Consider the following 13157-nt stretch of genomic DNA (forward strand, 5'->3'; position numbering starts at 1 on the left):
TTTGTCGTGGGTGGGGGAGGTTGGGGATAAGAGACAGGGGCGAGGGGGGGGGGGGCCAGGGGTCGCCCCAGTCCGCGTCCCTCGCCGCCTTGTACAGGTCGCCGTGCCGTTTCGTCACCGTCGTGCGGGACAGGTGCTCGGACGTGTCGCAGAGGTCGAGGAGGACCTGGCCCTTGCGGATCTGGGGGCGGCGGACGATGCGGGAGGGAGCGGGGGTGGCCGGGAAGCGGGTGGCGGCGACGTAGCTGAACTTCTCGTCCTCGTAGGGCAGGGAGCCGCCCTTGACCTGACGGTGCAGCGACGAGCGGCTGACCCTCGTGGAGAAGTGGCACCAGTCCTTGCCGGGGACGATGGGGCAGGCCGCGCTGTGCGGACAGGGCGCCGCCACCTGGAAGCCGGCCGCGATCAGCCGGTCCCGCGCCTCGATCACCCGGGCGTATCCGTCCGGCGTACCCGCCTCGACGATCACCACCGCCCGCGCGGCGACCGCGGCGGCGTCGACGAGGGCGGTCCGATCGGCGGGAGTGAGTTCGTTCAGGACGTAGGACACCGTGACGAGGTCCGTGCTGTCGAGCGCGAGCGAGGACCCGATCCGGGAGCGCCGCCAACTGGCACTGCCCAGCGCCGGGTTGGCGACGGCGATCTCCCGGCCGAGAGCCAGCGCGGGCTCCGCCCAGTCGAGCACCGTGACGGGCCGCGTACCGGACCAGGTGGCGCTGACCGCCCAGGTCGCCGCCCCGGTGCCGCCGCCGACGTCCACATGACTCGCCGGTACCCACTCCGGCACCGCTTCCGCGAACGCGTCCAGGGCCGAGCGCACCGCCTCGAAGGTGGCCGGCATCCGGTACGCGGCGTAGGCGGCGACGTCCGCGCGGTCCCGGAGGATGGGCGCGTCGGTCGGGGTCGCCCCGCGGTAGTTGGCGATCAGCCGGTCGACCGCCTGCGCGGCCTGCTTGGGGGGCAGTCCGTCGAGGAGGGTGGCGAGGGTGGCGCGGAGGGTCTCGGCCGGGGATACGGGGGCGTTCACCCGGCGATTCTAGGTCGCCGGACACGCAGCCCTCACGGCCCCGCCAGGCTGGTGGGCCGGACCGCGCGTGCCAGCCGGGTGGCCGCCGCCGCCCTCGGCCCGCTGTCCGGGGGCCGTCTTCGCGGGTGCACCGCGTTCGACAGCAGCACCAGGAACGTGTCCGTCGCCCGGTCCAGGACCAGCGAGGTCCCCGTGAACCCGGTGTGCCCCGCGGCCCCCCGCCCGGCCAGCTCGCCCATGAACCACGGCTGGTCGATGGCGAAGCCCAGGCCCGGCGGGGTGAGCAGCAGGTCGACGAAGTCGGGTCCGAGGATGCGGGCGGGGCCGTACGAACCGCCGGCCAGGAGGGTTCGGCAGAAGACGGCGAGGTCACGGCCGGTGGAGAAGAGACCGGCGTGGCCGGCCACCCCGCCCAGCGCCCACGCGTTCTCGTCGTGGACGACCCCCCGCAGCATCCCGCGGTCCGCCTTGGCCCAGGGCCGCCGCTGGTACTCCGTCGCCGCCGCCCCGGGGCACGGCCCGAACCCGGTCGCCGTCATCCCCAGCGGCCGCGTGATGCCGTCGTGGACGAGGGTGTCGAGGCCACGGCCGGTGATGCGTTCCAGGACGTGCTGGAGGAGGAGCAGGTTCACGTCCGAGTACGTGTACGTGCCGGGTACGCCGATCGGGGGCTCGGACCGCAGCAGCTCCAGCCGTTCCGCGTCGTCCGCGCAGTCGTACAGCGGGAGTTCGGGGCGCAGTCCTGAGGTGTGTGTGAGCAGTTCCCGTACCGTCACCCCGTGCCGGGCCGCCGCGCGGAAGTCCGGCAGGTACGCGCCCACCCGGGCGTCGATGCCGAGCGTGCCGCGTTCGATCTGCTGCATCGCGGCGACGGCCGTGAACAGCTTGGTGAGGGAGGCGAGGTCGAAGGGGGTCGCGGCCGTCATCGGGACGCGTGCCTTGCGCGGCAGTTCCACGCCCGCGTCGGTCTCGGGGTCGTAGGACGCGAACCGGACCGCCCAGCCCGAGGCCTCCTCGACGGCGATCACCGGGCCGCGTCCGGCGACCACGACGAGGCCGGCCGCCCAGGGGCGCTCGCCGGTGGTGAGGTCATGGACCTCCTGGACGAGGTGTTCGAGCTCTCCGGGGTCGAGTCCGGCCCGTTCCGGTGTGTCGCTGCGCAGTCTCGGCGCGCTCAGTTCTCTGCCCCCTCCGCGCTCGCACGTCTGTTCCAAGGACGGCACATTCCCATGAAACAGGCAAGCGCGACCAGTGCCGACACGACCTGGACCACGGCCATCGGTACGGCGGTGTCCTCCCCGGCGATCCCGACCAGCGGGGAGGCGATGGCCCCGATGAGGAAGGAGGAGGTGCCGAGCAGGGCGGAGGCGGAGCCGGCGGAGTGCTTGGTGCGCAGGAGGGCGAGGGACTGGGCGTTGGGGAGGGTGACGCCCATCGCCGACATCAGGACGAAGAGGGCGGCGGCCACGGCCACCAGGCCGGGTTCGCCGAACACGCCCAGGGACATCAGCAGCAGCGCGGTCGCGGCGGCGATGACGATCGCGAGGCCCGCGCCCAGCACCTTCTCCAGGCTGACCCGGCCGACCAGTACCTTGCCGTTGATCTGGCCGACGACGACCAGGCCGATCGAGTTCAGCCCGAACAGCAGGCTGAAGGTCTGCGGCGAGGCCCCGTAGATCTCCTGGATCACGAACGGCGAGGCCGAGATGTACGCGAACAGCGCGGCGAAGGCGAAGCCGCCCGCGAGCATGAACCCGGTGAAGGGGAGGTCGGCGAGCAGGGTGCCCATGGACCGCAGGGCCGCGCCGACCCCGCCCGCCTGGCGTCGCTCCACCGGGAGGGTCTCGGGCAGACGGGCCCACACCAGCACGGCCAGCAGCGCGCCGACGACCGTCAGCACCACGAACACGCCCCGCCAGTCCGTCACGCGCAGGATCTGGCCGCCGATGACCGGCGCGACGATCGGGGCGACCCCGCCGATCAGCATGAGGGTGGAGAAGAAGCGGGCCATGGCCACGCCGTCGTAGAGATCGCGGACGACGGCCCGCGCGATCACTATCCCGGCCGCGCCCGCGAGCCCCTGTGTCAGCCGGAAGGCGACCAGGGTCTCGACGGTGGGCGCCACGGCGCACAGGGCGGTGGCCACCACGTAGACGGCGAGACCGGTCAGCAGCGGACGGCGGCGCCCCCAGCGGTCGCTCATCGGGCCGACCACCAGCTGTCCGAGGGCCATGCCGAGCAGACAGGCGGTGAGGGTGAGCTGGACGGTCGCGGCGGGCGCGTGCAGGGAGTTCGTGACCTCCGGGAGCGAGGGGAGGTACATGTCCATCGCGAGCGGGGGCGTGGCGGTCAGCCCGCCGAGGGTCAGGGTGACGACCCAGCCGGTGCGGCGCACGGCACGAGTGGGCGGCCGCGCTTGTGCCGATGCCGCGGCCGCCTCTTCCAGTTCCGGTGTCGATGCCCCGCTGTCGGGCATGTGCCCCTCCCTCCGAGTCCGATCCGCCACCTATGCTCTCAGCTCGTACACAGTGGCGAGTGTCACGCGAGCAAGGGTGGGCGCGGGGATGACGGAGCAGAGGGCGCGCTGGGGAATCCTGGCGACCGGCGCCGACCTCGCTCACCAAGGACACACACCGGTGAGCGCCACGCGACCGAGGACGGACACGGAGATGACGGAGCAGAAGGTGCGCTGGGGAATCCTGGCGACCGGTGGGATCGCGGCGGCCTTCACGGCCGATCTGGTGGATCTTCCGGATGCGGAGGTCGTGGCGGTGGCCTCGCGGAGTGAGGGGTCGGCGAAGGCGTTCGCGGAGCGGTTCGGGATCGAGCGGGCGTACGGCGAGTGGGGGGCGCTGGCCGAGGACGCGGACATCGATGTCGTCTACGTCGCCACCCCGCACTCGGCACACCGGGCGGCCGCCGGTCTGTGTCTGGAGGCCGGGCGGAACGTGCTCTGCGAGAAGGCGTTCACGCTCAACGCGCGCGAGGCGGAGGAACTGGTCGGGCTCGCGCGGGAGCGCGGGAGCTTCCTGATGGAAGCCATGTGGATGTACTGCAATCCCTTGATACGGCGGCTCAAGGCGCTGGTCGACGACGGTGCGATCGGCGAGGTGCGCACCGTCCAGGCCGACTTCGGACTGGCCGGGCCCTTCCCGCCCAGCCACCGTCTGCGCGACCCGGCGCAGGGCGGCGGCGCGCTCCTGGACCTCGGTGTGTACCCGGTATCGTTCGCCCAGTTGCTGCTCGGGGAGCCGTCGGACATCGCGGCCCGCGCGACGCTCTCCGAGGAGGGCGTCGACCTCCAGACCGGAGCCCTGTTCTCCTACGACGGCGGCGCGCTCGCCTCGGTGCACTGCTCGATCGTCGGCGGTACGGCGACCTCGGCGTCGGTCACCGGTTCGCTGGGCCGTATCGACGTGCCGAACGGCTTCTTCTTCCCGGACCGCTTCGTCCTGCACCGGGACGGCCGTGACCCCGAGGAGTTCAAGGCCGAGGCCGGTCCCCGCAACAGCCTCAAGCACGAGGCCGCCGAGGTCATGCGCGCGCTGCGGGCCGGCGAGACCGAATCGCCGCTCGTCCCGCTGGAGGGCACGCTCGCGGTGATGCGGACGATGGACACGGTCCGGGAGCACATCGGGGTCCGCTACCCGGGGGAGGCCGCCGGGGAGGCCGTCACGCCGGTGTGAGGCCCTGGTTGCCCACCTCCGTGACGAAGGAGGCGGCCGTGGTGATCGGTGCCCCGGGCGTGGTGACGTACGGCAGGGTCTTGAAGTCGGCGCGCGCCTGGGCCCGGTCGAGGGTGACGGTCGTGTAGCCGCGCCGGCCGTCGTAGAACCTCAGGTGCGGGTTGGCGGCCATGTAGGTGGTCCAGTTCGAGGGTCTCTCCTCGCCGTCTTTGCCGCTGGTGACGGATGTGGCGACGATCTCGGTACCGAGGGTGCGCGAGAACGGGTCGTCGAAGTCGTCCTTGATGTCGAAGGCGTACCCGCGGTGGAGGTCGCCGGTGAGCACCATCAGGTTCTCGATCCCGGCCGCCTTCACGCCGTCGAGAACACGGCGACGGGAGGCCGGGTAGCCGTCCCAGGCGTCCATCGAGACCTTGGCGACGGGGTTGAGGTCGAGCTTGCGGCCGGAGAAGCAGACCTGCTGGGCCACCACGTTCCACAGCGCCTGGGAGGCGTGCCAGCCGTCCAGCAGCCAGCTCTCCTGTGCGGCGCCGGTCATCGTCCGGTCCGGGGCCTCGGAGTCGGGGCCCGGGACGTGCTGGGCGCCCGCGTAGGCCTGGTCGGAGCGGTACTGACGGGTGTCGAGGACGTCGAACTGGGCGAGCTGGCCCCACTGGAGCCGCCGGTAGAGCTGCATGTCGGGGCCGACGGGCAGCTGAGGGGGACGCAGTGGCTGGTTCTCCCAGTAGGCGCGGTAGGCGGCGGCGCGGCGCAGCAGGAACTGCTCCGGCGGGACGGCGTTCTCGGGGATGGACCCGGCGTAGTTGTTCTCGGTCTCGTGGTCGTCGAAGGTGACCACGAAAGGGTGTCTGGCGTGCGCGGCCTGCAGATCGGGGTCGGTCTTGAAGAGGGCGTAGCGCAGCCGGTAGTCCTCCAGCGTGACGGTCTCGTGGTCGAACAGGGTCGGGAGCGCGCGGTCGGTGTATCCGCGGGCGCCGCCGGCTGAGTCGACGGCGTACTCGTAGAGGTAGTCGCCGAGGTGGAGGACCAGGTCGACGTCGTCCTCGGCGAGGTGGCGGTAGGCCGTGAAGTAGCCGTCGTGGTAGGCCTGGCAGGAGACCGCGGCCACGGTCAGGGAGGAGACCGGGCTGTCGGCGGCGGGCGCCGTGCGGGTGCGGCCGGTCTCGCTGAGCCAGTCGCCCGCCCGGAAGCGGTAGTAGTGGACGCGGCCGGAGGCGAGGCCCTCGGCCTCGACGTGCACGGTGTGGTGGAACTCCGGGTGCGCGACGGCCGTGCCCCTGGCGACGACCGTCGCGAACGTCTCGTCCTCGGCCACCTCCCAGTCGACGTCGACGCGTTCGGCGGGCAGTCCGCCGTCGGGCTCGTAGGGAGCGGGCGCGAGCCGGGTCCACAGGACGACCGAGCCGGGCAGTGGCTCCCCCGAGGCGACGCCGAGGGTGAAGGGGAAGTCGCGGATGCGTGCCGCGTCGAGTGGGGCGGCGGCTGCCGTGCCGGTCGCGGGCAGGTCGACGGCGAAGGCGAGTGCGGCGGCCGCGGTGGTCAGGCCCAGGAAACGGCGGCGGCCGATATGGCGGGCGGCGGCGCGCAGTTCGGGGCTGTGTCGCTGCGACCGGCCTGATGGTGCGATGGTCATTCTTTCCTCCCGTCACAGTTGAGGGAGGGGAAGGGCGCGGGCCCGGCGTCGACACACGTTCACGGAGGCGGCAGCACCCGGATGGCGGACAGGCGCTTCCGTATCGCGGAGGCTCACCTACGCTGCGCGCTCATGGACACGAAAAACGCAAGGACCGCCGTGGTGACCGGAGCGGGCTCCGGGATCGGCCGCGCGGTCGCCGTGGAACTGCTGCGTACGGGCTGGTCGGTGGTGCTGGCGGGGCGGCGGACCGAGACGCTGGAGGAGACGGCGGCGCTCGCGCCCGAGGGCGCGCGTCTCGCCGTACGGACGGACGTCTCACGGCCCGACGAGGTGGCCGCGCTGTTCGCCGCGACCGTGGCGCGGTTCGGGCGGGTGGACCTGCTGTTCAACAACGCGGGGACGTTCGGGCCCGGCGGGGTGCCCGTGGAGGAGCTGCCGTACGACGCGTGGCGGCATGTGGTGGACACCAACCTCAACGGGGCGTTCCTGTGCGCGCAGGCGGCGTACCGGCAGATGAAGGAGCAGGATCCGCAGGGCGGCCGGATCATCAACAACGGCTCGATCTCCGCGCACACGCCCCGCCCGCACTCCGTCGCCTACACCGCGACCAAGCACGCCCTGACCGGCCTCACCAAGTCGCTGTCGCTGGACGGGCGGCCGTACGGCATCGCGGTCGGGCAGATCGACATCGGGAACGCGGCGACCGACATGACCGCGCGGATGCGGACCGGGGCGTTGCAGGCCAACGGCGAGGTCGCGCCCGAGCCCGTGATGGACGTCGCCGACGTCGCGCGGACGGTGCGGCACATGGCCGAGCTGCCTCTGGAGGCGAACGTGCAGTTCGCGACCGTACTGGCGACGGCGATGCCGTACGTGGGGCGTGGCTGAGGGCTCAATCTGCACAACCGGAATATGAACATCCGCTCCATCTGGGCCGGTGACAGACTTATGCTCTACATCTCCTCCACCAGAACTTCACACTTGGAGCAGTGAGCTTCCGCAGACCAAACCGAGGGGGGAGACGGCAGTCGTTCCACCGCACCGGATGGGGGTGGACCTCGCGTGGGACCGCGAGGGAAGCTCCGGTGGGTGGAACGGCTGCCGTGCACGTCAGCGTCGGCGCCTGCGCAGCGCGTACGCCCCGCCCGCCGCCAGCGCCAGGGTCCCGGCCGCCCCTTCGAGCAGCCGCCACGGCGAGGGACCGTCCGCCGAGACACCCGCCGCTCCGGCCGCTCCCCCGGCGCCCCGCTCACCCTTGCTCGCCTTACCCGGTTCGCCCGTCCCGCTCGTCGGCGACGGACTCGCCTCGCTCACCGGATCCGCCAGCCGTCCGACCGCCTTCGCCGAACTCCCTTCCCCGAAGCCCCAGTCGAGCAGCCGGGCGGTCTCCTCGTACACGGCGTTGCCGCCGCTGTCGGGGTGCATGACCGTCACCAGGAGGGTGCGGCCGTCGCGGGTGGCGGCGCCGGTGAAGGTGTTGCCGGCGTTGCTCGTGTAGCCGTTCTTCACGCCGATGAGACCGTCGTACGTCCGCACCCCGTACGAACCGGTCAGCAGGCGGTCGGTGTTCTGGATCTGGAAGGTCTTCCCGCCCCTCGCCGACGCCGGGAAGTCGGCGGTCCTCGTCGCGCAGTACGCGCGGAAGCCGGCCTCCCCCAGCCCGTGCCGGGCGAAGAGCGTGAGGTCGTACGCCGACGACAGCTGCCCCTTGTGGTCGAAGCCGTCGGGGCTGGCGACGTGGGTGTCCAGCGCCTGGAGGTCCTCGGCCTTGGCCTGCATCTCGGCGACCGTCTCGGCGATGCCGCCGTTCATGTGGGCCAGGACGTGCACGGCGTCGTTGCCGGAGCGCAGGAAGACGCCCTGCCACAACTGCTCGACGGTGTACGTGATTCCGGCCTTGACGCCGACGAGGCTGGAGCCGGCCGGGATTCCCGCCAGGTCGGCCGCGGTCACCTTGTGACGCTCGGTGGGCCCGAATTTCGGCAGGACCGTGACGGCGAACAGCATTTTCAGCGTGGACGCCGGAGCAAGGCGTCGGTGCGCGCGGTGGGCGGCGAGAATGTCGCCGCTGTCATGGTCGGCGACGAGCCATGCGCGGGCCGTGAGTTTCTTCGGGAGGGCCGCCGCGGGAGTGGCCGTGACCAGCGGCGCGGCCGCCGCCATCACCAGCAGGGACCGCCTGGACAGGGAATTCAAAGAAGGACCGCTCCTCGCGAAGTAAGACCCCACCCAACAGCGGGTTCCTGGCAATACGCCCTCCGCAGCTTAGGAATCAGCTGTCTTACCCATTTCTGATTCGAGCCCCCGCATTCTCAGTCCTTACACATCCTTTACTCAGCCGCGCTCAAAGGTTCGTCCCTAATTTGAGGCCGCGCCCACAGCGGGCGCCAAGAACCTCTGAGGAACGGGATGTTTGGCATCTATCTCAAGCGCGAGCTGGGCCGGCGCAAGAAGGCCGCCCTGGTCATCGCACTGGGTCTGGCGCTCGGTATCGCGCTGGTCATCACCGTCAACTCGGTGTCGGCCGGTATGACTCAGGCTCAGGACAAGGTCCTGAAGTCGCTGTACGGACTCGGCACCGACATGACGGTGACCAAGGCGAGGTCGGCGCCCACCGACAACAGCTCGGGCAGACCGAACTTCGAGTTCGACGCCAGTTCCAACGACAGTGACGACACGCAGAGCTCGGACCGGGTGATGACGCAGGGCGGCCAGGCCCTCAAGGCCGCGCTGGTCGCCAAGGTCGCGAAGCAGGAAGGGGTGGACAACGCGGTCGGCGCGATCACCCTGAACGTCACCAAGGTCGACGGCTCCTTCACCCAGGGCAAGGCGCAGTCCACGACCGGCAGCAGCCAGTCCCAGGGCCAGGGCGGCCCCGGTGGCGGCAGCGGCGGCAACAGCACGGCGGCCCCCCAGGTGCAGGGCGGCGGCGCCTCGTTCGACGTGAACTCCTACTCGGTCGCCGGCGTCGACGTCACCGACCAGACCCTCGGCCCGCTGGCCGGCATGGAGATCACCTCCGGCAAGACCTTCACGGCCTCGCAGACCAACGCCAAGGTCGTGGTGCTCAGCAAGTCCTACGCCAAGGAGAACTCGTACAAGGTCGGCAAGACCCTCAAGATCTCCGGCACCAAGTACAAGATCATCGGCATCGCGACGGCCTCCAGCAGCGAGTCCACCACCGACGTCTACCTGCCGCTGAAGCAGGCCCAGACACTGGCCGACGCCAAGAACCAGGTCACCACGATCTACGTCAAGGCGACCGACTCCCAGCAGATCGACTCGGTCAAGTCGACGATCCAGAAGAACATCTCCGGTACGACGGTCACGACCTCGGCGGACCTCGCGGAGACCGTCTCCGGTTCCCTGTCCACCGCCTCGAACCTCGCGACCAGCGTCGGCAAGTGGCTGTCCGTCGCGGTGCTCGCCGCCGCCTTCCTGGTGGCCGCGCTGCTGACGTCCTCGGCGGTGTCCCGCCGGGTGCGTGAGTTCGGCACGCTGAAGGCGCTGGGCTGGCCGAGCCGCCGGGTGACCCGGCAGGTCGTCGGCGAGTCGATGGTGAACGGCCTGATCGGTGGCGCCCTCGGTATCGGCCTGGGCCTCGCCGCCGCATACACGGTGACCATGATCAGCCCGACGCTGACCGCCTCGCTCGGCAGCTCCGGCGGTGGTGGCGGCGGCATGGGCGGCGGCCCCGGCGGCGGTGGCGGTCCGGGCCAGCAGTCCACCCAGAACACCATGGAGATCGCGCTGTCCGCGCCCGTCTCCCTGACCACCATCGCCCTCGCGGTGGGCCTGGCGGTGACCGGCGGTCTGATCGCCGGCGCGATGGGCGGCTGGCGTGCGTCCCGGATGCGGCCGGCGGACGCGCTGCGCAGCGTGTCCTGACCCCTCATGAGCTGGGGCGCCGCGTCCGTTCCCCCCGGGCCGCGGCGCCCCACCCCCCTTACTTTTGGAGCACCCCATGTACAGACTGACCGGCGTCACCAAGCGCTACTCGCGGGGCAAGGAGACGGTGGAGGCGCTGCGCGGCATCGACCTCACCATCGAGGACGGCGACCAGCTCGTCATCCAGGGCCCCACCGGTGGCGGCAAGTCCACCCTGCTTCAGATGATCGGCGGCCTGGACCGGCCGACCGAGGGCAGTGTCGAGCTGGACGGCGTCGACCTCGCGAAGATCAGCGAGGCGAAGCTGACCAGGCTGCGGGCGGAGAAGATCGGCATCATCTTCCAGTCCTTCAACCTCATCCCGACGCTGACCGCGCAGGAGAACGTCGAGACGGCCCTCGTACCGCTCGGCGTGAAGCCGGCCGAGCGGCGCGAGCGGGCGGCCGAGGCGCTGCGCTCGGTCGGCCTCGGCGAGCGCCTCACCCATGCACCGTCCGAGCTGTCCGGCGGCCAGCAGCAGCGCGTCGCCATCGCCCGCGCGCTGGTGAAGAAGCCGAAGGTCCTCCTCGCCGACGAGCCCACGGGCAACCTCGACGAGTCGATGCGCGACGAGATCATGGCCCTCCTCGAAGGCCTGTGGCACGAGTACGGGCTGACCTTCATCATGGTCACCCACGACTCGTCGATCGCCAAGAAGTCCCCGCGTCTGGCCACGATCAAGGCCGGGCAGATCACGCTGACGGATCAGCGGCAGGCGTACGCGCAGTACTAGGGAGACGGGCCGAGCGGGACGGGCCGTTCACCGTTCGAGGATGCGGTTGACCTCGGTCAACTGCTCGGCGGTGAGCGGCCCTTTCTCGATCGCGCCCGCGTTCGCCTCGGCCTGGGCGACGGAACGGAAGCCCGGGATCGGGATGGTGCGGGGGCTGCGGGCCCAGATCCAGGCGAGCGCGCCCTGGGCGAGGGTGCGGCCGTCGCTGGTGAGGATGTCCTTGAGCGCGTCGACGCGGGACAGCCAGTCGGGGTCGGCGCCGTCGCCGTCGCTGAAGCCCGGCAGCCAGGCCGGGGGCCTGCTGCGGATGTCACCTGCTTCCAGGGCTCCTTGGCGCCGACCGGCCAGCAACCCCATCGCGAGAGGGCTCCGGTTGATGCTCGCGAGCTCCGACTCCTCGCACAGGGCGAGCATTTCGGGCGCGTCCTGGAACACGTTGAGCGCGTGCTGCACGGCGGCGCAGTGCGGGCCCTCGGCGAAGACGGCGGCGCGGGCCGGGTCGTCGGTGCTCCAGGCGTAGGCGCGGACGAGGCCTTCGCGTACGAACTCCTCGCAGGCCTCGCGGAGTCGGGCGCCCTGGTCGGGGTGGGCGTCGGAGAGGTGCAGTTGGTACAGGTCGACGTAGTCCGTACCGAGGCGGGTGAGGGAGGCGGTCAGTGCCTCGCGGGCATGCTCCGGGGAGGCGTCCTGCCCGTTGAGGGTGCGGGTGTCCTCGTCGAAGAGGTTGCCCCACTTGGTGGCGACGACCACGTCTGCGCGGCGCTTGCCGAGAGCGCGGCCCAGGACCCGCTCGCTGTGCCCGGTGCCGTAGGCGTCGGCGGTGTCGAAGAAGGTCACGCCGAGGTCGAGGGCGCGCCGGATCGCCCGGACGGACTCGTCGTCGTCGACCTTGCCCCAGCCGAGGGGCTGTCCGTCCAGGGCCTGCCACTCACCGCCGATGGCCCAGCAGCCGAAGCCGAGCGCGCTGACCTCTATGCCGCTGCGGCCCAAAGTCCTGTTCGTCTCCATGGGTCGAGACGCTAGGGCTTGGAGCGCACTCCAGGGCAAGGGCTTTCACGGAACCCGTCGGGCTGGTCAGGCTGGTCAGGCCTGTCCGGTCTCGAAGCGGGTGATCTTGTCTCCGTCCACCTCGAAGTGCCACTTGGTGCGCATCTCGCCCCACGTGTCGTTGCTGTAGCGGGCGATGAGGTCACGGCCGCCGCGGGACTCGTTGTCGACCTCCATGTGACCGTGGGAGGAGAAGATCTCCCGGTCGATCCAGTCGTCGAGGTCACGGTCGGAGCCGTCGTCCGACATCGTCGCGCCGGGGGCGAGGAGGGCCTTGAAGCCGTCGCGGTCGTGCGCGTTGACGGCGTTGACGAAGGCGCGGACCGCGGGGTCGCTGAGTTTGCCGGTCTGAATCGTCATGCCAGCCAGACTCACACCGCTCCCCCGGGGCCGCCACCCGAACGGCGGCGCGGGTCACTCCGAGGGGGGTCGGGAGTGCGACGGTGGAAACGCGAGGGGGCGTCACGGGGGGCCCGTCCATCTCTCCCAGGAGTCATCGTGACCTCACACACCTCTCCCTACGACTCTTCCTACGACCGACGCGATCTGGGCCTGCTGCTGCTCCGGCTGGGAACCGGGGGTGTGCTGGCCGCGCACGGCGCGCAGAAGCTGTTCGGCTGGTTCGGCGGCCACGGCATCGAGGGGACCGGCCGGTTCATGGAGTCCGTCGGCTACGCGCCCGGCAGGACGAGCGCCACCGCGGCGGGCCTCGCGGAGGCGGGCGGCGGCACGCTGCTGGCGCTGGGCCTGGCGACACCGGCCGCGGGTGCGGCGGCGGCCGGTGCGATGGCGGGGGCGGCCACCGTGCACGCACCCAACGGCTTCTTCAACGCCGAGGGCGGCTTCGAGTACGCGGCGACCCTGGGCCTCGCGGCGACGGGGCTCGCCGTCACGGGACCCGGACGGCTCTCCCTCGACCACGCCATCGGGCACGTGTTCGACCGCGGGTGGATGGTCCCCACGGCCCTCGCGGTGACGGCGGCGGCCACGGCGGTGATCGTGGGGGCACGGAACCGCCGGCTCCAGGAGAAGGAGAGGGAGGAACAGGCGGAGCGGGTCGGTGAGCAGGAGGTGTTGTTCGGGGAGTAGAGGGGGTGACGG

The 13157-nt window shown here is 71.4% G+C and carries 12 protein-coding genes; 5 read left to right on the top strand and 7 right to left on the bottom strand.

The annotated features are described in order from the left end of the window. From HLK59_RS42875 to HLK59_RS42885, 3 genes are all read right to left on the bottom strand, one after another. The coding region (locus HLK59_RS42875; RefSeq protein WP_171147086.1) for a small ribosomal subunit Rsm22 family protein at positions 1-1027 on the bottom strand (1027 nt) is incomplete at its 3' end. 32 nt (positions 1028-1059) lie between these two features. Then, positions 1060-2250 (bottom strand): serine hydrolase domain-containing protein, encoded by a 1191-nt coding sequence (locus HLK59_RS42880; RefSeq protein WP_171147087.1) that lies wholly within the window; start codon positions 2248-2250, stop codon positions 1060-1062. Next, entirely contained in the window at positions 2202-3503 is a 1302-nt protein-coding gene (locus HLK59_RS42885; RefSeq protein WP_171147088.1) for a multidrug effflux MFS transporter, read from the bottom strand. Before HLK59_RS42885 ends, HLK59_RS42880 begins: the two co-directional genes overlap by 49 nt. A gap of 193 nt (positions 3504-3696) precedes the next feature. Here HLK59_RS42885 and HLK59_RS42890 point away from each other — a divergent pair, with 193 nt between their 5' ends. Next, on the top strand, positions 3697-4713 hold the full coding sequence (locus HLK59_RS42890; protein ID WP_171147096.1) for a Gfo/Idh/MocA family oxidoreductase: 1017 nt from the start codon (positions 3697-3699) through the stop codon (positions 4711-4713). Here the strand turns inward: HLK59_RS42890 and HLK59_RS42895 are convergent. Then, positions 4700-6346, bottom strand: coding sequence for an alkaline phosphatase D family protein (locus tag HLK59_RS42895; protein ID WP_171147089.1), 1647 nt, complete (start codon positions 6344-6346; stop codon positions 4700-4702). The genes HLK59_RS42890 and HLK59_RS42895 overlap by 14 nt on opposite strands. 132 nt (positions 6347-6478) lie before the next feature. Between HLK59_RS42895 and HLK59_RS42900 the strand changes: the two genes are divergently transcribed. After that, complete coding sequence (locus HLK59_RS42900) at positions 6479-7237, top strand: SDR family oxidoreductase (protein WP_171147090.1); 759 nt, start codon at positions 6479-6481, stop codon at positions 7235-7237. 222 nt (positions 7238-7459) lie between these two features. Here HLK59_RS42900 and HLK59_RS42905 read toward each other — a convergent pair whose 3' ends face one another. After that, positions 7460-8512: a D-alanyl-D-alanine carboxypeptidase gene (locus HLK59_RS42905; protein ID WP_171147097.1), complete on the bottom strand. Its 1053-nt coding sequence runs from the start codon at positions 8510-8512 to the stop codon at positions 7460-7462. 246 nt (positions 8513-8758) lie between these two features. Here HLK59_RS42905 and HLK59_RS42910 point away from each other — a divergent pair, with 246 nt between their 5' ends. Together HLK59_RS42910 and HLK59_RS42915 are read left to right on the top strand one after the other, a co-directional pair. Continuing rightward, complete coding sequence (locus HLK59_RS42910) at positions 8759-10237, top strand: ABC transporter permease (RefSeq protein WP_171147091.1); 1479 nt, start codon at positions 8759-8761, stop codon at positions 10235-10237. Between the two features lie 76 nt (positions 10238-10313). Further along, on the top strand, positions 10314-11009 hold the full coding sequence (locus HLK59_RS42915; RefSeq protein WP_171147092.1) for an ABC transporter ATP-binding protein: 696 nt from the start codon (positions 10314-10316) through the stop codon (positions 11007-11009). Between the two features lie 27 nt (positions 11010-11036). Here HLK59_RS42915 and HLK59_RS42920 read toward each other — a convergent pair whose 3' ends face one another. Both HLK59_RS42920 and HLK59_RS42925 read right to left on the bottom strand, forming a co-directional pair. Beyond that, on the bottom strand, positions 11037-12017 hold the full coding sequence (locus tag HLK59_RS42920) for an aldo/keto reductase (RefSeq protein WP_171147093.1): 981 nt from the start codon (positions 12015-12017) through the stop codon (positions 11037-11039). A gap of 75 nt (positions 12018-12092) precedes the next feature. Next, positions 12093-12416: a nuclear transport factor 2 family protein gene (locus HLK59_RS42925; protein WP_171147094.1), complete on the bottom strand. Its 324-nt coding sequence runs from the start codon at positions 12414-12416 to the stop codon at positions 12093-12095. Positions 12417-12554: 138 nt separating this feature from the next. Here HLK59_RS42925 and HLK59_RS42930 point away from each other — a divergent pair, with 138 nt between their 5' ends. Further along, positions 12555-13145: a DoxX family membrane protein gene (locus HLK59_RS42930; protein WP_171147095.1), complete on the top strand. Its 591-nt coding sequence runs from the start codon at positions 12555-12557 to the stop codon at positions 13143-13145. The last annotated feature ends 12 nt before the right edge of the window (positions 13146-13157 follow it).

Source organism: Streptomyces sp. S3(2020) (genome assembly GCF_013044505.1).
Taxonomy (GTDB): Bacteria; Actinomycetota; Actinomycetes; order Streptomycetales; family Streptomycetaceae; genus Streptomyces.

Coding starts and splice junctions, on each gene's coding strand:
- HLK59_RS42885 (WP_171147088.1), bottom strand. CDS start 3,503: ATGCCCGACAGCGGGGCATCGACACCGGAACTGGAAGAGGCGGCCGCG.
- HLK59_RS42890 (WP_171147096.1), top strand. CDS start 3,697: ATGACGGAGCAGAAGGTGCGCTGGGGAATCCTGGCGACCGGTGGGATC.
- HLK59_RS42895 (WP_171147089.1), bottom strand. CDS start 6,346: ATGACCATCGCACCATCAGGCCGGTCGCAGCGACACAGCCCCGAACTG.
- HLK59_RS42900 (WP_171147090.1), top strand. CDS start 6,479: ATGGACACGAAAAACGCAAGGACCGCCGTGGTGACCGGAGCGGGCTCC.
- HLK59_RS42905 (WP_171147097.1), bottom strand. CDS start 8,512: ATGGCGGCGGCCGCGCCGCTGGTCACGGCCACTCCCGCGGCGGCCCTC.
- HLK59_RS42910 (WP_171147091.1), top strand. CDS start 8,759: ATGTTTGGCATCTATCTCAAGCGCGAGCTGGGCCGGCGCAAGAAGGCC.
- HLK59_RS42915 (WP_171147092.1), top strand. CDS start 10,314: ATGTACAGACTGACCGGCGTCACCAAGCGCTACTCGCGGGGCAAGGAG.
- HLK59_RS42920 (WP_171147093.1), bottom strand. CDS start 12,017: ATGGAGACGAACAGGACTTTGGGCCGCAGCGGCATAGAGGTCAGCGCG.
- HLK59_RS42925 (WP_171147094.1), bottom strand. CDS start 12,416: ATGACGATTCAGACCGGCAAACTCAGCGACCCCGCGGTCCGCGCCTTC.